The sequence below is a fragment of the Nocardioides dokdonensis FR1436 genome (genome assembly GCF_001653335.1).
GTDB lineage: Bacteria > Actinomycetota > Actinomycetes > Propionibacteriales > Nocardioidaceae > Nocardioides > Nocardioides dokdonensis.
The window spans coordinates 3,514,096-3,533,479 of the sequence record NZ_CP015079.1; the positions used below are offsets into that span (position 1 = coordinate 3,514,096).

21 protein-coding genes are annotated in these 19,384 nt (G+C 72.7%); 10 read left to right on the forward strand and 11 right to left on the reverse strand.

Features of this window, described 5'->3' with window-relative positions; genetic code table 11:
• On the reverse strand, positions 1 to 402 hold the full coding sequence (locus tag I601_RS16600) for an ankyrin repeat domain-containing protein (RefSeq protein ID WP_068112155.1): 402 nt from the start codon (positions 400 to 402) through the stop codon (positions 1 to 3).
• A 64-nt stretch (positions 403 to 466) separates the two neighbouring features.
• Here I601_RS16600 and galK point away from each other — a divergent pair, with 64 nt between their 5' ends.
• Positions 467 to 1,660, forward strand: a complete 1,194-nt coding sequence (gene galK / locus I601_RS16605) for a galactokinase (RefSeq protein ID WP_068112157.1) — start codon at positions 467 to 469, stop codon at positions 1,658 to 1,660.
• A gap of 2 nt (positions 1,661 to 1,662) precedes the next feature.
• Here the strand turns inward: galK and I601_RS16610 are convergent, their stop codons facing one another.
• Positions 1,663 to 3,003, reverse strand: coding sequence for a DUF2252 domain-containing protein (locus I601_RS16610; RefSeq protein WP_068115137.1), 1,341 nt, complete (start codon positions 3,001 to 3,003; stop codon positions 1,663 to 1,665).
• Between the two features lie 162 nt (positions 3,004 to 3,165).
• Here I601_RS16610 and I601_RS16615 point away from each other — a divergent pair, with 162 nt between their 5' ends.
• The 3 genes from I601_RS16615 to I601_RS21915 all read left to right on the forward strand — a co-directional run bounded on the left by I601_RS16615 (position 3,166) and on the right by I601_RS21915 (position 4,715).
• A complete protein-coding gene (locus I601_RS16615) occupies positions 3,166 to 3,453 on the forward strand; it encodes a YiaA/YiaB family inner membrane protein (RefSeq protein ID WP_068112160.1) in 288 nt (95 codons plus the stop codon).
• A gap of 57 nt (positions 3,454 to 3,510) precedes the next feature.
• On the forward strand, positions 3,511 to 3,921 hold the full coding sequence (locus I601_RS16620) for a hypothetical protein (RefSeq protein WP_068112164.1): 411 nt from the start codon (positions 3,511 to 3,513) through the stop codon (positions 3,919 to 3,921).
• Positions 3,922 to 4,034: 113 nt separating this feature from the next.
• A complete protein-coding gene (locus I601_RS21915) occupies positions 4,035 to 4,715 on the forward strand; it encodes a hypothetical protein (protein WP_068112167.1) in 681 nt (226 codons plus the stop codon).
• 98 nt (positions 4,716 to 4,813) lie between these two features.
• Here I601_RS21915 and I601_RS16630 read toward each other — a convergent pair whose 3' ends face one another.
• Both I601_RS16630 and I601_RS16635 read right to left on the reverse strand, forming a co-directional pair.
• A complete protein-coding gene (locus I601_RS16630) occupies positions 4,814 to 6,034 on the reverse strand; it encodes an acyl-CoA dehydrogenase family protein (protein ID WP_068112170.1) in 1,221 nt (406 codons plus the stop codon).
• Positions 6,035 to 6,046: 12 nt separating this feature from the next.
• Positions 6,047 to 7,423 carry an acyl-CoA dehydrogenase family protein gene (locus I601_RS16635; RefSeq protein ID WP_084527724.1) on the reverse strand — a complete coding sequence of 459 codons (1,377 nt, stop codon included), beginning with the start codon at positions 7,421 to 7,423 and terminating at the stop codon, positions 6,047 to 6,049.
• 134 nt (positions 7,424 to 7,557) lie between these two features.
• Between I601_RS16635 and def the strand changes: the two genes are divergently transcribed.
• Entirely contained in the window at positions 7,558 to 8,154 is a 597-nt protein-coding gene (gene def / locus I601_RS16640) for a peptide deformylase (RefSeq protein ID WP_068112175.1), read from the forward strand.
• A gap of 119 nt (positions 8,155 to 8,273) precedes the next feature.
• Here the strand turns inward: def and I601_RS16645 are convergent, their stop codons facing one another.
• Positions 8,274 to 8,879: a hypothetical protein gene (locus I601_RS16645; RefSeq protein ID WP_068112176.1), complete on the reverse strand. Its 606-nt coding sequence runs from the start codon at positions 8,877 to 8,879 to the stop codon at positions 8,274 to 8,276.
• 29 nt (positions 8,880 to 8,908) lie between these two features.
• Here I601_RS16645 and I601_RS16650 point away from each other — a divergent pair, with 29 nt between their 5' ends.
• A complete protein-coding gene (locus tag I601_RS16650) occupies positions 8,909 to 9,550 on the forward strand; it encodes a hypothetical protein (RefSeq protein ID WP_068112178.1) in 642 nt (213 codons plus the stop codon).
• A gap of 19 nt (positions 9,551 to 9,569) precedes the next feature.
• Here the strand turns inward: I601_RS16650 and I601_RS16655 are convergent, their stop codons facing one another.
• Positions 9,570 to 10,373, reverse strand: a complete 804-nt coding sequence (locus I601_RS16655; RefSeq protein ID WP_068112181.1) for a TrmH family RNA methyltransferase — start codon at positions 10,371 to 10,373, stop codon at positions 9,570 to 9,572.
• Positions 10,366 to 11,655: a uroporphyrinogen-III C-methyltransferase gene (cobA, locus tag I601_RS16660; protein WP_084527726.1), complete on the reverse strand. Its 1,290-nt coding sequence runs from the start codon at positions 11,653 to 11,655 to the stop codon at positions 10,366 to 10,368. Before cobA ends, I601_RS16655 begins: the two co-directional genes overlap by 8 nt.
• Positions 11,656 to 11,740: 85 nt before the next feature.
• On the opposite strand from cobA, the gene I601_RS16665 reads away from it, so the two are divergent.
• Positions 11,741 to 12,271, forward strand: a complete 531-nt coding sequence (locus I601_RS16665; protein ID WP_068112184.1) for a YbhB/YbcL family Raf kinase inhibitor-like protein — start codon at positions 11,741 to 11,743, stop codon at positions 12,269 to 12,271.
• 30 nt (positions 12,272 to 12,301) lie between these two features.
• On the opposite strand, the gene I601_RS16670 is transcribed toward I601_RS16665, so the two are convergent.
• The 4 genes from I601_RS16670 to I601_RS16685 all read right to left on the reverse strand — a co-directional run bounded on the left by I601_RS16670 (position 12,302) and on the right by I601_RS16685 (position 15,855).
• Complete coding sequence (locus I601_RS16670) at positions 12,302 to 12,931, reverse strand: CE1759 family FMN reductase (RefSeq protein ID WP_068112187.1); 630 nt, start codon at positions 12,929 to 12,931, stop codon at positions 12,302 to 12,304.
• Complete coding sequence (locus I601_RS16675; RefSeq protein WP_068112190.1) at positions 12,928 to 14,019, reverse strand: LLM class flavin-dependent oxidoreductase; 1,092 nt, start codon at positions 14,017 to 14,019, stop codon at positions 12,928 to 12,930. The genes I601_RS16670 and I601_RS16675 overlap by 4 nt, the downstream gene beginning before the upstream one ends.
• 109 nt (positions 14,020 to 14,128) lie before the next feature.
• Positions 14,129 to 14,791, reverse strand: a complete 663-nt coding sequence (locus tag I601_RS21590) for a class F sortase (protein WP_068112192.1) — start codon at positions 14,789 to 14,791, stop codon at positions 14,129 to 14,131.
• Positions 14,788 to 15,855, reverse strand: a complete 1,068-nt coding sequence (locus I601_RS16685; protein ID WP_068112196.1) for a PP2C family protein-serine/threonine phosphatase — start codon at positions 15,853 to 15,855, stop codon at positions 14,788 to 14,790. The genes I601_RS21590 and I601_RS16685 overlap by 4 nt, the downstream gene beginning before the upstream one ends.
• 127 nt (positions 15,856 to 15,982) lie before the next feature.
• Between I601_RS16685 and I601_RS16690 the strand changes: the two genes are divergently transcribed.
• From I601_RS16690 to I601_RS16700, 3 genes are all read left to right on the forward strand, one after another.
• Positions 15,983 to 17,482: a catalase gene (locus I601_RS16690; RefSeq protein WP_068112199.1), complete on the forward strand. Its 1,500-nt coding sequence runs from the start codon at positions 15,983 to 15,985 to the stop codon at positions 17,480 to 17,482.
• Positions 17,483 to 17,555: 73 nt separating this feature from the next.
• Positions 17,556 to 18,410, forward strand: coding sequence for a glycerophosphodiester phosphodiesterase (locus tag I601_RS16695; RefSeq protein ID WP_068112201.1), 855 nt, complete (start codon positions 17,556 to 17,558; stop codon positions 18,408 to 18,410).
• On the forward strand, positions 18,407 to 19,384 hold the full coding sequence (locus I601_RS16700) for an alpha/beta hydrolase (RefSeq protein WP_068112204.1): 978 nt from the start codon (positions 18,407 to 18,409) through the stop codon (positions 19,382 to 19,384). Before I601_RS16695 ends, I601_RS16700 begins: the two co-directional genes overlap by 4 nt.

Consider the following 19,384-nt stretch of genomic DNA (forward strand, 5'->3'; position numbering starts at 1 on the left):
CTACGACCGCTCGGGCGGGTGCGGGAGCGGGCGACCCATCATCTGGGCGGTGTCGCGGGCGGTGGGCGCGCCGGCGTCGGGGTCGGCACCGTGCTGCACCAGGGCGTCGACCACGTCCTGCTCCCCCTTGAAGACCGCGCCGGCCAACGGCGACTGACCGCGGTCGTTGAGGGCGTCGACGTCTGCACCGCGCTCGGCCAGCCCGCGCACCACGTCGGCGTGCCCGTGGTAGGCGGCCAGCATCAGCAGCGTGTTGCCCTGGGCGTCGGTGAGCCCGACCGGGACACCCGCGTCGACGTAGGCCAGCAGCCGCTGCACGTGTCCGGCTCGGGCCAGGTCGAAGAGCTGGTGGGCCAGCTCGGCCAGGGCCGCCGGGTCCGGGGGGTTCGTCTCCTCGCTCATCCCCCGATCCTGGCACCCTCGCGCCGGCGCCCGGTGGGCGCCGTCACTTCGTAGGGTGGGCCGCATGAGCTGGACCGGACCCGGGGACCCTGCCGACGTGGTGGCCGGCCTCGTGGCCACCTTCGAGCAGGTGTACGACGCCCGTCCCGACCTCGTGGGCCGGGCACCGGGGCGGGTCAACCTGATGGGCGAGCACACCGACTACAACGCCGGGCTGGTGCTGCCGGTCGCGCTGCCGCACTCGACGTGGGCGGCGGTGCGCCGCCGCGACGACGACCTGGTGCGGGTCCGCAGCCTCCAGCAGGACCTGGGCTGGCAGGGCACCATCGGCTCCTGCGGCCCCGGCGGCCCGCAGGGCTGGGCGGCGTACGCCGTCGGGGTGCTGTGGGCGCTCGGCCCGGGCCTCGGCGAGCAGGGCCGCGCCGTGCCGGGGCTCGACATCCTCATCGACTCCACCGTCCCGGTGGGCGCCGGTCTGTCGAGCTCGGCCGCGCTCGAGTGCGCGGTGGCGACCGCAGTCGTCGGGGCGCTCGACCTCGACCTCGACCTGGACCGTCGCCGAGCGGTGGTGGCTGCAGCGATCCGCGCGGAGACCGAGGTGGTCGGGGCGCCCACCGGTGGGATGGACCAGACGGTGGCCATGCTCGCCGAGGCGGGCACGGCCCTGCTGCTCGACTTCGACACCGGCACCTCGCGCCCGGTCGCCCTGGGACTCGCGCGCAACGGTCTGCGGCTGCTGGTCACCGACACCCGGGTCGCCCACGCGCTCGTCGACGGCGGCTACGCCCAGCGCCGGGCGGACTGCGAGGAGGCCGCCCGACAGCTGGGCGTGCCCACGCTGCGCCACGCGACGCCCGAGCAGGCCGACCACCTCGCCGACGACCGGCTCCGCCGTCGCGCCCGCCACGTGACCACCGAGATCCGGCGCGTGGAGCTGGTGGCCGAGGCGATCGAGGCCCACGACCGGGCTGCCCTGACGCGGCTGGTGCTGGCGTCGCACCTGTCGATGCGCGACGACTTCGAGATCTCCTGCCCCGAGCTCGACGCCGCGGTCGACACCGCCGTCGAGGCCGGGGCCCTGGGGGCCCGCATGACCGGCGGTGGCTTCGGCGGCTCGACGGTGGCACTGGTGCCCGAGGAACGGGTCGAGGCGGTCGCCCGCGCCATCGACGCCCGCTTCGTCCGGGACGGCTTCGCGGCCCCCGCCCACCTCCTGGCGGAGCCATCGGACGGCGCCGGGACCGCCTGGCGGCCCTGACCTCAGGTCGAGGAGACCCCGATCCGCCCTTCACGGAAGGCCTCGACGAACAGCGCGTGGTCGGCCCGGGCCCGGTCGGCGTAGGCGATCGCGAAGTCGCTGATCCAGGCGACCAGCTCGTCGCGGCGCTCACCCACGCTCGCGACCACCGCCTCCTCGACCTGGAAGTCCACCAGGTCCTGCTCGCTGTCCTCGTCGGAGGCGCAGTGGATCTTCGCGGTCGCCCGGCCCAGCAGCTCGACCACCGCGGCCATGTCGTCGGGCTCGGTGATGCCCGACCAGTCCAGGTCGACCTCGTACGGCGACACCTCGGCCACGACGTAGCCGACCCCGTCGATGGCGGCGTGGCCGAGCAGCGGGTCGGTGTGCACCTGCAGGGCCCGTTGGCTGACCACCGTGCGGTGCCCCTCGTGGTCGAAGTAGGAGTCGACGTCGGTGTTGTCGGCGAACCTGCTCAGCGCCGGCACGTTGGCCTGCTTCATCGAGAGCACCACGTCGTTGTCGAGCGCCTGGCTGTGGCCCTCGATCAGCAGGTTGTAGGCGGGCAGCCCGGCACTGCCGATGCCGAAGCCGGACTTGCCGACGACGTCGTGCAGGTCGTAGAAGACCGCCCGCGAGGAACGACGCTGGTCGGGGATCGTCTCCAGGTAGTCGCGGTAGGCCTGCTCGACCCGGGCGCGCTCCTCGTCGTCGAGGCGGCGCACCGACGGGTCGTCACGGAAGCGACGGTGCTCGCCGTCGCCTCGAGTGGTGTTCTGGGCGAGCAGGTCGGTGCGCCGCTGCTCGCGCGCCTCCAGCAGCGCCTCGTGCACCGGCCCGGTGGTGTTGTGCAGGTAGAGCGCGTAGTCGTCCTCGTCGCTCTCGACGTACTCGTCAACCTGGTCGAGGTAGGCGTGCAGGTAGCGCGTCACGAGGTCACGCACGTCCTGCTCCGGCAGCGCCTTCTGCCAGCCCACCAGTCCCAGGGACGCGGCGAAGCGCTGGAGGTCCCAGGTAAAGCGGCCCAGGTAGGCCTCGTCGAAGTCGTTGACGTCGAAGACGAAGCGACCGTCCGAGTTGAGGTAGGTCCCGAAGTTCTCGACGTGCAGGTCTCCGTGGATCCAGATCCGGCTGCTGCGCTCGTCCGCGAAGTCCTCGGTCCACACCTGGGCGCCGGCCGAGCCGCCCGCGCTGCCGGTGACGTCGGCGTAGAACAGGCAGGCGGTGCCCCGGTAGAACGCGTGGGGGTCCGCGGCCATCTTGCGGTACTTGCCCCGGAAGCCCACCGGGTCGGCTTCCATCAGATCGGCGAACGCCGCGTCCAGCACCTCGATGATGGTCCCGGTCCGGTCCTGGTCGTCCATGCCGGTCATGGTGCCACCCCCGCTGACCCGGTAGGGGCACGCGGGCAGGCTCGGTCATGCTCGTGGTCGACCAGCACGCCCGTGGAGGTGAGTGCGCGTGCTCAGCACCGACGGGTACGCCGACGCATCCAGGGGCCCGGCCGGGCGCAGCATGGTGGACCCATGAGCACACCCACCCAGAACAAGACCACCAACGCCTTCTACGCCCAGGCCGCGATCTCCTTCGGCCTCGCCCTGCTGTGCATGGTCGTCGCGGTGCTGTACCTGCCCGTCGACCCCTGGATCCGCGCCTTCCTCGGCCTCGGCACCCTCTTCCTGACGACCTCCACCTTCACGCTCTCGAAGTGCGTCCGCGACGCGCAGGAGACCTCGTCGGTGGTCAACCGGCTCGACCAGGCCCGCGTCGACAAGATCCTCGCCGACCACGACCCCTTCAGCGTCGTCTCCTGAGCGGTGCGTGCTTGACTGCGGGGGCACCCGATCGATCCCCCACGAGAGGACCTGCACGTGGCACCCAGCCCCACCGCCCGCACCAGCATCGAGAACGCCGTCGGACACGTACGCCGCCGGGCCCGCGGCCCGCTGAGGCTGGGTCTGCGCGTCAGTGGACAGGCGGTCCGGGCCCTGCGACCGCACGTCGAGCGGGGTGTCGCCCTCGTGCGGGAGCGTGGTCGCGACGCCACCGACCCCAGCACGTCCGGCCCCGCCGACACGTCCGACACCGGCACGTCCACCACCGGCCAGGCCACGGCCGGCGCCCCCACGCCGGCCGACGTGGCGGCCCGGGTGGCACCCCGACCCGACCTGGCTGCGGACAGCGAGTCGGACGTCAGCTCCCCGGCGGACGCCCCCGGCGACCGCCTGCCCCCGCGGCGCTCCGCGCCGGCCCCGACCCCGGTGCGGCCTGCTGACTCCTGAGGTCGTTGCTTCACCCCTGGGTGCGGGGTCGGCCGTCCCGGCACCTGGTTGACTCGTGCACGCCCGGGTGGTCACGAGACCCCTGGTACCCCATCCCCCAGGAGGACACCACCGTGCCCACCCCGCTGTCCAAGATCCCCGTCGTCGGCCCGGCCGCCGAGGCGGCCACCGACCTGGCTGCCGGTGCCGTGAAGCTGCCGGCCGCCGTCGCCGGCAAGGCCGCCGGACAGGTCCGCACCGGTGTGAGCCTGGGCCGCACGGCCGTCGAGGGCACGGCGCGCTCGCTGCTCGGCCGGGTGACCGGACGCGGTGCGCCCGAGGCGGACGCCCCTGCTCAGGCTGCTCCGGCGGCCGAGCCGCAGGCGAAGACCACCGAGCAGAAGGTCGCGACCTCGAAGCCGACCTCGAAGCCGGCACCGAAGCCGGCACCACAGCCGCCGGTCCACGACGAGCCGCTGACCGGCATCGACGCCGCGGCGGAGGACGTCGTCGTCAAGGCGACCCCTGCCGACGTGGCTGCCGTGACCGGTGGCGGGGACACCGCCACGAAGAGCCCCGCCAAGAAGGCACCGGTCAAGAGGAGCACGGCGAAGAAGGCGCCGGCCGTGAAGAAGGCTCCGGCTGCGAAGAAGGCGCCCACCAAGACCGCCGACCAGGTGCCGCTGAAGTCCGCTCCGACGCCGGCCTCGGCTGCGCCGCCGGAGCCCGTCGGCTCCCCCGCCGCCGCCGAGACCGAGGCCCGGATCGAGGCCGAGACCGAGGCGCACGCCCAGCAGCGGGCCAGCGAGGACTGAGCACCCGCCCGCACCGCAGCGCACCAGCAGCACAGCGAACGACCCGGGGCCCACCGCGGTGGGCCCCGGGTCGTCGTACGTCCGGGTGCTGCCTGGTGCTACTTCAGCTCGGCGCTGCTCAGCCCCAGCACGCGTCGGGCGACGATGAGCTGCTGGATCTGCTGGGTGCCCTCGAAGATGTCGAGGATCTTGGAGTCGCGCGCCCACTTCTCGAGCAGCTCGTGCTCGCTGTAGCCCAGCGATCCGGCCAGCTCGACGCACGAGAGCGTGATGTCGGAGCCGACCCTTCCGGCCTTGGCCTTGGCCATGGAAGCCTCGAGCGAGTTCGGCTCGCGGTTGTCGGCCATCCACGCGGCCTGCAGGGTGAGCAGGCGGGCAGCCTCCCAGTCGGCCTCCATCTGCAGGAACTTCGCGGCAGCAGCCGACTGCGTGATCGCCGGACGGTCGTAGTCGATGACGACGCCGGCCTTCTCGAGGAGCTCACGGGTCAGGTCGAGGGAGGCCTTCGCGCAGCCGATCGCCATGGCGGCCACCAGCGGACGGGTGTTGTCGAAGGTGGCCATCGCCCCGGCGAAGCCCTGCTTGGGGTCGACGTCGGCCGAACCGAGCAGGTTCTCCTTCGGGACGCGGCAGTCCTCGAAGATGATGGTGGCGGTGTCCGAGGCCTTGATGCCGAGCTTGTGCTCGAGCCGGTCCACGCGCATGCCCGGCGTGCCCTTGGGCACGACGAACGACTTGATGGCCGCGCGGCCCAGGTCCCGGTCGAGGGTCGCCCACACGACGATCGCGTCGGCGCGGTCGCCGCTGGTGACGTAGATCTTCTCGCCGTTGATGACGTAGTGGTCGCCGTCGAGGACCGCGGTGGTCTGGATGTTCGCGGAGTCCGAGCCGGTGCCGGGCTCGGTGATGGCCATCCCGGCCCACACACCGTCGAAGCGCGCGTGCTGCTCGTCGTTGGCGACCGAGGCGATGGCGGAGTTGCCGAGGCCCTGCCGGGGCATGGAGAGCAGCAGCCCGACGTCACCCCAGCACATCTCGGCGATCGAGAGGACCGAGGCCAGGTTGGCGCCGTTCTTGGTGCCCGAGGTGTCGGGCTTCTCGGGGGCCTCGTCACGACGGACGCCGGCAGCGCCGGCACCCTCGGCCGCGCCGGACTCGGAGAGCCCGTCGATCATCGAGGCGAGCATGTCGAGCTCGGTCGGGTAGGCGTGCTCGGCCTTGTCGTACTTGCGCGAGATTGGGCGCAGCATGTTCATGGCGACCTGGTGGGCCTGGTCGCGCAGCGGGCGGAACTTCTTGGGGTCGTCCAGACTGATCATGATGGGTGGTCCTCAGACGAGGACGGCTCCTTCCAGCACGGCGACGGCCCGCAGGTCGCGGTACCACCGTTCCACGGGGTGTTCCTTGACGAATCCATGGCCGCCGAGCAGCTGCACGCCGTCGAGGCCGATGCGCATGCCCTTGTCAGCGCACAGGCGGCGGGCGAGCGAGACCTCGCGGGCGAAGTCCTTGCCCGCCGCGGCGCGGCCGGCGGCCTTGTAGGTGAGCAGCCGCATGGCCTGCAGCTCGATGGCGATGTCGGCGACCATGAAGGCCACCGACTGGCGGTGGGCGACCGGTTCCCCGAAGGCCTTGCGCTCCTTGACATAGGGCGTGACGTAGTCGAGCACGGCCTGGGCGGTGCCCACGGCCAGTGCGCACCACGCCAGGCGCGAGAGCCGCACGCACTCGGCGTACGTCGTGCCGTCGGTGGCCCCGAGGACGGCATCGGCGGGCACGGTGACGCCCTCGAGGCGCAGACGGGTCATCGAGGCGGCGCGCACGCCCATGCCGGGGTCGGACTCGACGCTCAGGCCCGCTGTGGAGGACTCGACGAGGAAGAGCACGGGCTGGTCGTCGAGCCGGGCGCCGACGATGAAGAGCTCCGCCTCGGCGCCACGGACCACGGCGCTCTTGACGCCGTCGAGGACGAAGCCGTCGTCGGTGCGTCGCGCAGTGGTGGCGGGCTTGAAGGCGTCGAACAGGACAGTGGGCTCGGCCAGCGCCAGCGCGGCGGCCGGCACCTCGTCGCCGGTGAAGGCCGGCAGGTAGGTCTGTTGCTGGGCCTCGGTGCCCCACAGGCCCAGGGCGGTGGCGACCGCTCCCGGAGCGAGGGCTGCGATCGCCAGGCCCATGTCGCCGTGCGCGAGCGCCTCGGCGACGAGGGTGCCGGCCACGGCCGAGCGCTCCTCGGAGATGCCGCCGAGCGCCTCGGGCACGCCGAGGATCGGCAGGCCGATCTCGAGGCTGGCCTTCAGCAGCGGCTCAGGGGCGGCACACGCCTCGTCCGCCTCGGCGGCCGCGGGACGGACCACCTCGGCGGCGTACTCGCTGACGACGTCGACGAGCATCTGCTCGTCCTCGCCCGGGGTGATGTCGAAGGCGCCCTTCGGCGCTGCGGACGGCACCCGGACGCCCGGCTGCTGCCGGCTGCCCACGCGGGCGAAGGCCCGGTTGGCGCTGGTGGCGGCGCGGAAGCCGGTGCGGGTCGCGGTGAAGACGGCGTGCTCGGTCTGCTTGCGCAGCCCGACGCGGTCGAGGAGGTCGCTCTGGGCGAGCTTGCCGAGGGCAGCCACGGCGTAGCCGATCGGGTCGCGCGTCTCGGTGCCCGCCAACCCGTGCCTGCCACCCGGACGCAGCCGCGCCGGAAGGGTTCTGGTGAGGTCCATGCAGATAATGTAACTACGAGTTACACAATGCGCTACACCTGCTCCGGTGTCACAGGTCACACCGGTACGGCCACGAGTGGCCGGGTGCGGTGGCGGTTGGGCGTGCAGGCCTGCCCCCTCCTAGGATCGCGCGCATGTCCGACCAGCCTGAGCAGCCCGACCACGCGCCGTACGGCCCCCTGCCCGAGGGCGGCACCGCCCGCCCGATGACCCGCTGGGGCACGCCGGTCATGCACCGGCCCCAGGCGCAGGTCACCGCCTACGACGACGACCTGCGCGCGCTGGTCGCCGACATGGTCGCCACGATGTACGCCGCCGACGGGGTCGGCCTGGCCGCCTGCCAGATCGGCGTGGACCGGGCGGTCTTCGTCTTCGACTGCCCCGACGACACCGGGGAGCGCACCGTCGGCGTGGTCTGCAACCCCGTGCTCGAGCTCCCCGAGGGCAAGGACCGCAACCTCGATGACAGCGACGAGGGCTGCCTGTCCTACCCCGGCGCGTTCGTCGCCTGCGCCCGCCCCGACGAGGCGACGGTCACCGGGACCGGCCTCGACGGCGAGCCGGTCACCTTCACCGGCACCGGCCTGCTGGCCCGTTGCCTGCAGCACGAGACCGACCACACCAACGGCACCGTCTTCGGCGACCGCTTGCCGACCAAGCTGCGCAAGAAGCTGGCCAAGGAGCACGAGAAGGCCGCCGACGAGTTCCCTGACGGCTGGCCCGTCGCCTGAGCGTCCGCCCTGCATGAGTCCCCGGTCAGCCGGGGACTCATGCACTTGATGGGTGTTGCAACGCCCGACAAGTACCGGAGTCCCCGGTCGACCGGGGACTCATGCAGCGGGTCCCTCCCCTAGTCGCGACCCGGGAAGGGCGTGCCCCCGCCCGCGGCCAGGGCCTCGGCGACGATGCCCAGGTGCTGCTCGCGCAGGTCGTCGGGCAGCGGCGGCAGCACGTCGTCCCAGAACGCCAGCATCGCGCCGCGGCCCTGCATCATCCCGGCCGGGCGGGCCAGTGCCCACAGGTGGAAGTGCTCGGAGCCGTCGCCCCAGCGCGCCAGGTGGGTGCGGGCCACTCCCGGCACGGCCTTGACGGCGTTGCTCACGCGCTGCAGCAGCGGCCCCAGGGTGGCGAGCAGGTCGAGCGGCGCGTCGTCGAGCAGCACGTGCTCGCGCGGAGCGATCCCCCCGACGAACGGGAGCCCGAAGGGCGTGAACCCCGACCGCACCTGCCACAGGTCGTCGTGCCAGATGGTGTGCTCGGACGGCCGGCAGTGCCCGCACTCGCTGCGGTCGACCTCGCCCGCGCGTGGCGCCTCCGGCACCAGCATCGGCTCCAGCGCCTTGAGCGTGACCTCCTCGAAGCAGGAGAACCGGTCGTCGACCAGGGGTCGGCTCGAGAGCCGCTCCCCGATCGGGAGGGTGCGGTGGTACGCCGAGTCGGCGGGTTGCTGGTCCATGTGCCGACGTTAGCCACTAGCCTGCGCGGGTGCTGACTCCCTCTCGGGCGGCCGCCGGCCTCGCTCCCGCGCTCGCGATCACGCTCGCCCTGTCCGGCTGCACCGGCGACGACGGCGAATCCCCTGCCGCTGCTGCCACCGCCACCGCGACCGTCACCGTCGAGCCGGGCGCCGACGACGAGCAGCAGGCCCAACCGGTCAGCCTCGAGCTCACCAGCAGTGGTACGTCCTGCTTTTCCCGCCCCCAGGCCGACATCGCCTGGATGGACGTCACCTGGCGCGCCACCCGCGATGTCGCGACGGCCGAGTTCTCGCTCGTCGACTCCGACGGGGTGCGGCAGGTCGGCGCCGCGCTCGACCTGCCGCCGCGCAACGTCGGCGGCACCATCTCCTACGGCGGAGCGACGACCTGGCCGCCGGGCGAGGTGCTGCGTCGCGAGTCGCAGGTCGTGTGGGCCGCCCGGGACTCCGCGGAGCAGATGAGCCTGTTCGAGGGCCAGACCGGCCTGCTGCTGTTCCACCTGCGCTTCGACGACGACGTGCTGGCCGGCGAGCGGGTGGCCGACCTCGGCGCGGTGCAGGTCGCGTGGACGGACGAGGACGGCGGCACCGGCACCACCGTGCTGCCGGTCGAGCAGTCCTTCTCCTTCCGCCCAGCCGACTGCCGCTGACCCGCGGCGCCAGCAGGCCTCAGCGGCGCGCGGTGACGTAGCAGGCCACGGCGGAGGCGGCGGCGACGTTGAGGGAGTCGATGCCCTCGTGCATCGGGATGATCGCTCGCCGGTCGGCGCTCTCCTGCCAGCGCTCCGAGAGCCCGTGGCCCTCGGACCCGAGCACCAGCGCGACCTTGTCGAGCCCGGCGACGGCCTCCTCGACCGGGACCGCGTCGGGTGCCAGCGTCAGCGCGACGGTGGTGAACCCGCGCGCCGACAGGTCCGGCAGGGCGTCGTACCACTCGGGCAGGCGGGTCCACGGCAGCGTGAAGACCGCGCCCATCGACACCTTGATCGCCCGTCGGTAGAGCGGGTCCGCGCAGCGCGGCGCCAGGAGCGCGGCGTCGAAGCCGAGCGCGGCGCCGCTGCGCAGGATGGCACCGACGTTGGTGTGGTCGACGACGTCCTCGAGGACCAGGACGGAGCGGGCCCCTGCCAGGACCGACTCCACCGAGGGCAGGGGGCGGCGCTCCAGCGAGGCCAGTGCCCCGCGGTGCACGTGGAAGCCGGTGACCTGCTCGGCCAGCTGCTCGCTGAGCACGTAGCAGGGCGCCCCGGAGCGGTCCAGGACGTCCGCGAGGCCGTCGAGCCAGCGCGGCGCCATCAGGAACGACCGGGCGTCGAACCCCGACTCGAGCGCTCGTCGCACCACCTTCTCGCCCTCGGCCAGGAAAAGGCCGTGCTCGGCCTCGAGGTCCTTGCGCAGCTGTACGTCGCGCAGGTCGCGGTAGTCGCGCAGGCGGGGGTCGTCGGGGTCGGTGACCTCGACCAGCTCAGCCATGGGCCGGCTCGCCCTGGTCGTCGACGCGGGCCGCGACCGGGTCGGGGTAGCGCCCGGGCCGGGCCACCGCGACGACGTCCCCGACCACGATGATGGCCGGGGCCCGCACCGCCTGCTCGACGATGTCGCGCCCGAGGTCCGCCAGCGTGCTCAGCACCGTCATCTCCTCGGGCATGGTGCCCTCCACGATCACCGCCACAGGGGTCGAGGCGGCGCGCCCGCCCGCCACGAGCGCCTCGGCGATGAGAGCAGCGTTCTGCACCGCCATCAGTAGCACGACGGTGCCGTTCATCCGGCCCAGCGACTCCCAGTCCACCAGCGACTGGGGGTGCCCCGGCGGCACGTGGCCGGTCACCACGGTGAACTCGTGCGCCACACCTCGGTGCGTGACCGGGATGCCGACCCTGGCCGGCACCGAGATGGCGGAGGTCAGACCGGGGACGACGCTGACCGGCACCCCGGCGGCACGGCAGGCCAGGATCTCCTCGAAGCCGCGGCCGAAGACGAAGTTGTCGCCGCCCTTGAAGCGCACCACCCGCTTGCCCTCGAGGGCGCGTTCGACGATCACCTGGTTGATCGACTCCTGGCTCGCCTGGCGCCCGCGGGGCAGCTTGGCGACGTCGACCAGCTCGACGTGCGCCGGCAGCTCCTCGAGGAGCTCGCGGGGGGCCAGCCGGTCGGCGACCACCACGTCCGCGCTGGCCAGGGCGTGCCGGGCCGCGACCGTGGCGAGCTCGGGGTCCCCGGGTCCGCCTCCGACCAGGACGACGCCGGGCGTGCGCGGGTGGGCGTCGCGCACCGTGAGCCGACCATCGCGCAGAGCGGTCATCACCTCGTCGCGCACGGCCGCCGAGCGCCGGGGCTCGCGGTTGGCCAGCACCGCGACGGTGACCCCGTCGTGGCGCCCGACCGCGGGTGTCCAGGCGCTCGCCTCACGGGCGTCGTCGGCACGGGCGCAGAAGATCCGGCGCGCCTCGCAGGCGGCCAGCACCTCGGCGTTGACGGCCGGGTCGTCGGTGGCGGCCACGACGTACCAGGCGCCGGCGAGGTCGTCGATCGCGAAGCGGCGCCGCTGCCACGTGATCTCCGCCTCGAGGCCCTCGAGGGCCGGCGTGGCCTCCGGGGCCACCACGAGCACGTCGGCGCCGGCGCCGATGAGAGCCGGGACCCGGCGCTGGGCCACCTGTCCCCCGCCCACGACGAGGACCTTGCGGCCGCTCAGCCGCAGCCCCACGGGGTACGGCGGGTGGTCGTGGCCGGTGTCGGTGGAGTCGTGTGCCATGTCTCCATGCTCCCTGCCTCGCCGGGCGCCGGGTCGGCTGACCGGGTGGTGGTCACCTGGTCGGGGCCCGGCTACGTTCGGCTACATGAGCAACCTGGAACGCCCCGTGGCCCCGAACCCCTACGACCTGCTGCCGCAGGTGCCCTCCTTCACCGTCTCGAGCACCGACGTGAGCGAGGGCGAGCCCCTGGACCAGGCCCAGGTCGGATCCGGGGGCGACACGTCCCCGCAGCTGTCCTGGTCCGGTGCCCCCGAGGGCACCAAGAGCTTCACGGTCACCTGCTTCGATCCCGACGCACCCACCCCGAGCGGGTTCTGGCACTGGGTGCTGGTCGACCTGCCGGCCGACACCACCGAGCTGCCCGCCGGGATCGGCGCCGAGGGCAGCACCCTGCCGGGCGCTGCGTTCATGTGCCGCAACGACGTGGGGACCCACGCCTTCGCGGGCGCGGCGCCGCCGGAGGGCGATCAGGTGCACCGCTACTACTTCGTGGTGCACGCCGTCACCCAGGACCACCTGGGGGTCGATGCGGACGCGAGCCCGGCCGTGGTGTCGTTCAACCTGGCGTTCAAGACCGCGGCCCGCGCGGTGCTGCACGGCACCTACCAGGCCTGAACCAGGGGCCCGGAGCGACCGGGCGCCGGCTCAGCCGGCGCCCGCGCCTGCTCGGCGCATCAGGTCCTCGAAGGGCGTGGGCTCGGCGAGCTCCTCCTCGACGCTGCGCTCGCGCGCCCGTCGGGGTGCGGGACGGGCGCCCGGGCCGCCGACCAGCGCCGCGAGCTCGGCGCCGGCGATGCTGACGCGCGAGTCCAGGCCGGTCTCGCCGAAGTCGTCGGTGGCGGCGTAGACGCCGGTGGACGCCACCACCGCGTGCAGGTGGTTGAAGAGCGGCCTCAAGGCGTGGTCGAGCACCATCGAGTGGCGTGCCGTTCCCCCCGTCGCGGCGACCAGCACCGGCGTACCGGCGAGGGCGTCACGGTCGAGCACGTCCAGGAACATCTTGAACAGCCCGCTGTAGGACGCGGCGAAGACCGGGGTCACTGCGATGAGGGCGTCCGCCCGCCGGACCGAACCCAGAGCAGCGTCCAGCTCCGGGCCGGCGAACCCGGTGGTCATCCGCTCGGCCAGCGGGTAGGCCAGCGGTCGCAGCTCGACGACCTCCAGCTCGACGGGGCCCTCCAGGTGCCGCACCGTCGCCTCGGTGAGGCGGTCGGCGAGCAGACGGGTCGAGGACGGTGCGGACAGTCCGGCGCTCAGGACGACCAGGCGGGTCATGCGGACACCTCCACGGTCTCGGCGCGGGCCTGGCGCAGGCTCGCGTGGGTGGGTGCGTCAGGCACGTGGGCGGGCCGCCCCTCGGCGAACCCGGCGCGAAGGTCGGGCAGGATCTCGCCGAGCAGGTCGAGCTGCTCCAGCACGGTCTTCAGCGGCAGCCCCGCGTGGTCGAGCAGGAACAGCTGGCGCTGGTAGTCGCCGACGTTGTCCCGGAAGCCGAGCGTGCGCTCCAGGACCTGCTGGGGCGAGCCGACGGTCAGCGGCGTCTGGGAGGTGAAGTCCTCCAGCGAGGGACCGTGGCCGTAGACCGGGGCGTTGTCGAAGTAGGGACGGAACTCCCGGACCGCGGCCTGGCTGTCCTTGCGCATGAAGAACTGGCCGCCGAGCCCGACGATCGCCTGGTCGGCGGTGCCGTGGCCGTAGTGCTCGTAGCGCTCGCGGTAGAGCTTGATCATCTGTGCGGCGTGCGAGGGCGGCCAGAAGATGTGGTTGTGGAAGAAGCCGTCGCCGTAGTAGGCCGCCTGCTCCGCGATCTCGGGGCTGCGGATCGAGCCGTGCCAGACGAACGGAGCCACGCCGTCGAGGGGGCGCGGGGTCGCGGTGAAGCCCTGCAGCGGCGTGCGGAAGCGGCCCTGCCAGTCCACGACCTCCTCGCGCCAGAGCCGGTGCAGCAGCCCGTAGTTCTCGATGGCGAGGTTGATGCCCTCGCGGATGTCCTTGCCGAACCACGGGTAGACCGGTCCGGTGTTGCCGCGGCCCATCATCAGGTCGACGCGGCCGCCGGTCAGGTGCTGGAGGGTGCCGTAGTCCTCGGCGATGCGCACCGGGTCGGTGGTGGTGATGAGCGTGGTGGCGGTCGAGAGCAGGATCCGCTCGGTCCGGGCCGCGATCCACGCCATCGTCGTGGTGGGCGAGGACGCGACGAACGGCGGGTTGTGGTGCTGCCCCACGGCGACGACGTCGAGCCCGACCTCCTCGGCCTTAAGCGCGATCTCGACCTGGGCGCGGATGCGCTCTTGCTCGGTGGGCGTGCGCCCCGTCGTGGGGTCGGTCGTGACGTCGCCGACGCTGAAGATGCCGATCTGCACTGTGCTCATCCTTCCGATGTAGTTGAAGATGCAACATCCTCCTCAACCCGTTCGGGGCGCCCGTTGTTCCCGGCCCCGAGCGCGCGGGAGAGCCCGCGCGTCGCACTCCTCAGACGGGCTCGGCCACCACGACGACGTTGCTGAGGTAGCCGCTCCCGTCCCAGTCCTCGCAGGTCAGCAGGACGAGACGCCCGGGCGCCTCCTGGCTGAAGAGCCGCTGGGCGTCGCGAGCGATGCGGCCCTTGGAGTAGACCTGCACGGTGCTGACCTCGTAGTCGAGGACGGTCCCGTCGGCCCGCACCCGCACCCGCGCCCCGGCGTCGAGGGTCTCCAGGTCGTCGAGGGCTCCCCCGCCGCCGTTCACGGTGTGCCCCACCAGCAGGGCGCTGCCGCTCTCGGCGCCGGGCCGCGCCCCGTCCGCCCACCAGCCCAGCTGCTGGGGGTCCCGCGGCGGGACCAGCACGCGACCGGGCGCCTTGACCGGCAGGACCGGCGCATCCACCCCGAGGTCGGGGATCCGCAGCCGGTCGGGGTACGCCGCGCGCTCCCGGGCGTACGTCGCCTCCTGGACGGTGTCGACGCCCGCCGCGACAGCTGCTGCCGCCCCGTCCTCGGCAGCAGGCGGCTCGAAGGGCTCCTCGGCGCCCGCACCCCCGCCTGAGCCCGCGCGGACGACGAGCAGCGCGACGACCAGGGCGGCAGCGACCAGGACCGCGACGGCGCTCCCGGCGACGACGAGGAGCCGGGGACGGTCCAGGGAGGGGCTCGTCATCGACTCGGGCCGCTCCGGTGCAGCACCAGGACCGCCCGGTCGTCGTCGCCGCGCTCGACCCGGCGCAGCACCCGGCGTGCCAGGGACTGCATGCCTGACTCGGCGTGCACGTCGGTGGCGGTCGTGCGCAGCCACTCGATGCCGTCGTCGATGTCCTCGCCCGGGCGCTCGACGACGCCGTCCGTGTAGAACATCAGCGCGTCGCCCGGGGCCAGCCGACCCCGGCTCGGTTCCGCCTCCCCGTGCGCCGTGACCCCCAGCGCCGTGCCGCGGGCCCGGTCGACGACCCAGGCGCCGGACGCGGCCTCGTGGCGCAGGGCCGGGGGGTGGCCCGCACTGAGGATCCCGTAGTCGCCCGTGCGCAGGTCGACGAGCAGGTGCACCGCCGTGGCGAACGCCTCGTCGGACTCCTGGCGCAGCAGGAAGTCGTTGGCCGCTGCCATCAGCCGGTCAGGAGGAAGGGCGCCCAGCAGACCCCCCAGGGCTCCGGCGAACTGCAGCGCCGCGGTGCCCGCGGCCACGCCCTTGCCGACGACGTCGACCAGGATCATCTCGAGGCGTTGCTGCTCCTCGTCGAGGCGGGCGACCAGGAAGTCGCCGGCGTAGCCGACGAAGTCGGCGGCGAGCATCGCGCTCTGGCTGTGCCAGCCGGGGGGCAGCGGTGGCACCGTGCCCTGGCGCTGCAGCCGGTCGCGCAGGTCGGACAGCACCGACTCCCCCAACAGGGTCGGCAGGCCGCTGCGCTGCCGACTGGACTGCAGCAGGACCAGGAGTGCGGCCACCACGAGCGCCACCATGCTGGAGATCCGGGCGCTGATCAGGCCGCCGTCGCCGACCCCGTCGAGGATCGCGAGGGCCAGGGCGCCGGTGACGGTCCAGGCGGTCAGCACCAGCAGGGGCACGAACCGCAGCAGCAGCATCCCGACCAGCAGCCACACGAAGTAGGCGCTGACGGGCACCACGTCGTAGGACCAGGCCGTGAGCACGAAGCAGCCGCTCACCAGCACGAGCAGCACCAGCAGTGTCCGGCGCTGGCTCCTGGGGCTGCCCGAACGCCATGTCACGGCCCGAACCCTAGGGGCAGGTGGGCGGCTGGCAGCCAGACACACCGAGCCACCGAGTTTCTTGACTCGTTCCAGAAAAGGCGAGAAGGTCGACAGGTATCCCCCTCGACCACCCAGGAGATGAAGCATGACCCAGACCCAGGGCTCCACGTCCGGCAACGGCGCACCCGCCGCCAGTGACCGCAACAGCCTCACCGTCGGCCCCGACGGGCCGATCCTGCTCCACGACCACCACTTCGTCGAGCAGATGGCCCACTTCAACCGCGAGCGGGTCCCCGAGCGCAACGTGCACGCCAAGGGCGGTGGCGCCTTCGGCACGCTCGAGATCACCGGCGACGTCTCGAGGTACACCAAGGCCGCGGTCTTCCAGCCCGGCACCACGACCGACATGCTGGCCCGGTTCTCCACCGTCGCCGGCGAGCAGGGCTCGCCCGACACCTGGCGCGACCCGCGTGGGTTCTCGCTGAAGTTCTACACCTCCGAGGGCAACTGGGACCTCGTCGGGAACAACACCCCGGTCTTCTTCATCCGCGACACCATGAAGTTCCCGCACTTCATCCGCAGCCAGAAGCGCCTGGGTGGCAGCGGGCTGCGCGACAACGACATGCAGTGGGACTTCTGGACCCACAACCCCGAGTCGGCGCACCAGGTCACCTGGCTAATGGGCGACCGCGGCATCCCGAAGACCTGGCGGAACATGCAGGGCTACGGCAGCCACACCTACCTCTGGTACAACGAGGCCGGCGAGAAGTTCTGGGTCAAGTTCCACTTCCACAGCAACCAGGGCGTGGAGTGCCTGACCCAGGAGGAGGCCAACCGGATCGCCGGTGAGGACTCCGACTTCCACCGTCGCGACCTGCACGACGCCATCGACCGCGGGGACCACCCCAGCTGGGACCTCAAGGTGCAGGTCATGCCCTACGAGGAGGCGAAGACCTACCGGTTCAACCCCTTCGACCTGACGAAGGTGTGGCCCAAGGGCGACTACCCGCTCATCGACGTCGGCACGATGACGTTGAACAAGAACCCGGACAACTTCTTCGCCCAGATCGAGCAGGCGGCCTTCGCCCCGAGCAACGTCGTGCCGGGCATCGGGTTCTCCCCCGACAAGATGCTGCTCGGCCGGGTCTTCGCCTACGCCGACACCCAGCGCTACCGCATCGGCCCGAACCACCAGCAGCTGCCGGTGAACAAGCACCGGGTCGAGGGTGCCTACACCTACCAGTTCGACGGCCCGATGGCCTACGAGCACACCGGGGACCGGCCGAAGTACGCGCCCAACTCCTACGGTGCCCCGTACTCCGACCTCCTCGGCCCGGTCGAGGACGGCTGGGAGACCGATGGCGAGATGGTGCGCCAGGCCTACACGCTGCGCGCTGAGGACGACGACTTCGGCCAGGCGAACACCCTGGTCAACGAGGTCTGGAACGACGAGGAGCGGGCCCGCTTCGTCGGCAACGTCGCCGGGCACATCCTCGGCGGCGTCAGCGACGAGATCCTGCCGCGCGTGTTCGAGTACTGGAAGAACGTCGATGCCGAGCTCGGCAAGCGCATCGAGGAGAAGGTCCACGAGGGCCGGGGCAAGGACGTCGCCCCGCACGAGACCGAGGCGACCGAGACCGCCTGACCCCCGCCCCACGCGCGACGACCCGCCCGGCCTGCCGGGCGGGTCGTCGTCGTCGTTCGTAGGATGTTGGCTCGTGCGACCCAAGGAACCCGTGCTGGTCAGTGCCCATCGCTGCGGAGCAGGTGGGGACCGTGCGCTGGAGAACACCCGCGTCGCACTCGAGGACGCCCTCGACCTCGCCGTGGACTTCGTGGAGTTCGACGTGCAGCGCTGCTCCGACGGCACCCTCGTGCTCTTCCACGACGACTGGCTCTGGGTGGATGGCCGCCGCCGGTGGCTCGGCGACCTGACGTTCGAGGAGTTCTCGGCGCGGGCCCCGCACTTCCTGCGCTACGAGGAGGTGCTGGCAGCGCTGGCCGGGGTCACCCGGGCCCACATCGACCTCAAGTTCACCTCCCCGGACGGTGCGTACGCCGACCCGGCCGCCACCTGGGAGGTAGCGGCCGCCCGCCGCGCCGTCGAGGTGCTGGGCGCCGACCAGCTCATCGTCACCACCCTGGAGGACAAGGCGGTCCGCGCGGTGCGCGACTGGTCCGACCAGGAGGGCCACGACCTGCTGGTGGGGCTGTCCCTGGGGCGCAGCGTGCGGGGGCTGCCGCTGCACCGGCAGCTGCGGATCCGGGTCTCCGAGCTGCTCCCCCGGCTGCGCTACACCGAGTCGCGCGCCAACCTCGTGGTCGCCAAGCACACGCTGGCCCGGCTCGGGGTGGCCGCCTTCGCCAGGCGCCGCGGGCTGCCCCTGCTGGTGTGGACAGTCGACACCGAGGACTCGCTGCGCTACTGGATGAAACCGGGCCGGGCCTGGCTGGTCACCAGCAACGACCCGGCCCTGGCGCTGACCGCCCGCGACGGCTATCCGCGGCACCGCAGCGGCCGCCCTCCCCGGCGGGACCGCCGCGCGCGCCGCCCTGCCAGACTGGAGCCATGACGATGGAGCCGGTCCACACCGAGACCGACGTGCTCGGCGACCCCTGGGTGGCCGAGACCCTCGACCTCGGGACGGACGACGAGGGCCCGGTCGTCGCGACCCTGGTGAGCCGGCGCGCGGCCGAGCCGACCGGGCGTGCGGTCCTCTACGTGCACGGCTTCGCCGACTACTTCTTCCAGGTCGAGTTCGCCGAGTGGTGGCTCGAGCGCGGCTACGACTTCTACGCGCTCGACCTTCGCAAGTATGGCCGCTCGCTGCGCGAGCACCAGACGCCCACCTACGTCACGGACCTGCACGAGTACGACGCCGACCTCCGCGCCGCCTGGGACCGGGTGACCGGGCGCGACGGTCACGACCACGTCGTGGTCGCCGCGCACTCCACGGGCGGTCTGGTCACGTCACTGTGGCTCGACGAGCAGCGACCCCCTCAGCTCGCAGGACTGGTGCTGAACAGCCCGTGGCTCGACATGCAGGGGAGCCTGCTGCTGCGCACGGTCGGCACGGCCGTCATCAACCAGCTCGGCGCACGGCAGCCGATGCGGGAGATCCGCCGCGACGTGTCCGGGTTCTACGGGCGCAGCCTGCACCGCGACCACGACGGCGACTGGGACTTCGACCTCGCCTGGAAGCCCGTCGAGTCCTTCGCCGTGTACGTCGGCTGGCTGCGCGCCGTCCGCGCCGGCCACGCCCGGCTCCAGCGCGGGCTGGACGTGCCCGCGCCCGTGCTGGTGCTGTCCTCGGACCGCTCGGCGGCGCCCACGGAGATGGGCGAGGACGTGCACAGCACCGACATCGTGCTGGAGGTGCCCAGGATCCGGCGATGGGCGACCGCGGTGGGTTCGCTCGTCACCTACGTCGCCGTGCCCGGCGCCCGGCACGACGTGGTGCTCTCCCGCCCCGCCGCACGCGAGCGGGCGTACGCCGAGATCGACCGCTGGCACCGCGCCTACGTCGACACCCCGGGTCCTGCCTGA

What these genes read in the sequence shown, in the direction of transcription:
- I601_RS16600 (WP_068112155.1), bottom strand. Translation starts at nt 402, where the DNA reads ATGAGCGAGGAGACGAACCCCCCGGACCCGGCGGCCCTGGCCGAGCTG.
- galK (WP_068112157.1), top strand. Translation starts at nt 467, where the DNA reads ATGAGCTGGACCGGACCCGGGGACCCTGCCGACGTGGTGGCCGGCCTC.
- I601_RS16610 (WP_068115137.1), bottom strand. Translation starts at nt 3,003, where the DNA reads ATGGACGACCAGGACCGGACCGGGACCATCATCGAGGTGCTGGACGCG.
- I601_RS16615 (WP_068112160.1), top strand. Translation starts at nt 3,166, where the DNA reads ATGAGCACACCCACCCAGAACAAGACCACCAACGCCTTCTACGCCCAG.
- I601_RS16630 (WP_068112170.1), bottom strand. Translation starts at nt 6,034, where the DNA reads ATGATCAGTCTGGACGACCCCAAGAAGTTCCGCCCGCTGCGCGACCAG.
- I601_RS16635 (WP_084527724.1), bottom strand. Translation starts at nt 7,423, where the DNA reads ATGGACCTCACCAGAACCCTTCCGGCGCGGCTGCGTCCGGGTGGCAGG.
- def (WP_068112175.1), top strand. Translation starts at nt 7,558, where the DNA reads ATGTCCGACCAGCCTGAGCAGCCCGACCACGCGCCGTACGGCCCCCTG.
- I601_RS16645 (WP_068112176.1), bottom strand. Translation starts at nt 8,879, where the DNA reads ATGGACCAGCAACCCGCCGACTCGGCGTACCACCGCACCCTCCCGATC.
- I601_RS16655 (WP_068112181.1), bottom strand. Translation starts at nt 10,373, where the DNA reads ATGGCTGAGCTGGTCGAGGTCACCGACCCCGACGACCCCCGCCTGCGC.
- cobA (WP_084527726.1), bottom strand. Translation starts at nt 11,655, where the DNA reads ATGGCACACGACTCCACCGACACCGGCCACGACCACCCGCCGTACCCC.
- I601_RS16665 (WP_068112184.1), top strand. Translation starts at nt 11,741, where the DNA reads ATGAGCAACCTGGAACGCCCCGTGGCCCCGAACCCCTACGACCTGCTG.
- I601_RS16670 (WP_068112187.1), bottom strand. Translation starts at nt 12,931, where the DNA reads ATGACCCGCCTGGTCGTCCTGAGCGCCGGACTGTCCGCACCGTCCTCG.
- I601_RS21590 (WP_068112192.1), bottom strand. Translation starts at nt 14,791, where the DNA reads ATGACGAGCCCCTCCCTGGACCGTCCCCGGCTCCTCGTCGTCGCCGGG.
- I601_RS16690 (WP_068112199.1), top strand. Translation starts at nt 15,983, where the DNA reads ATGACCCAGACCCAGGGCTCCACGTCCGGCAACGGCGCACCCGCCGCC.
- I601_RS16700 (WP_068112204.1), top strand. Translation starts at nt 18,407, where the DNA reads ATGACGATGGAGCCGGTCCACACCGAGACCGACGTGCTCGGCGACCCC.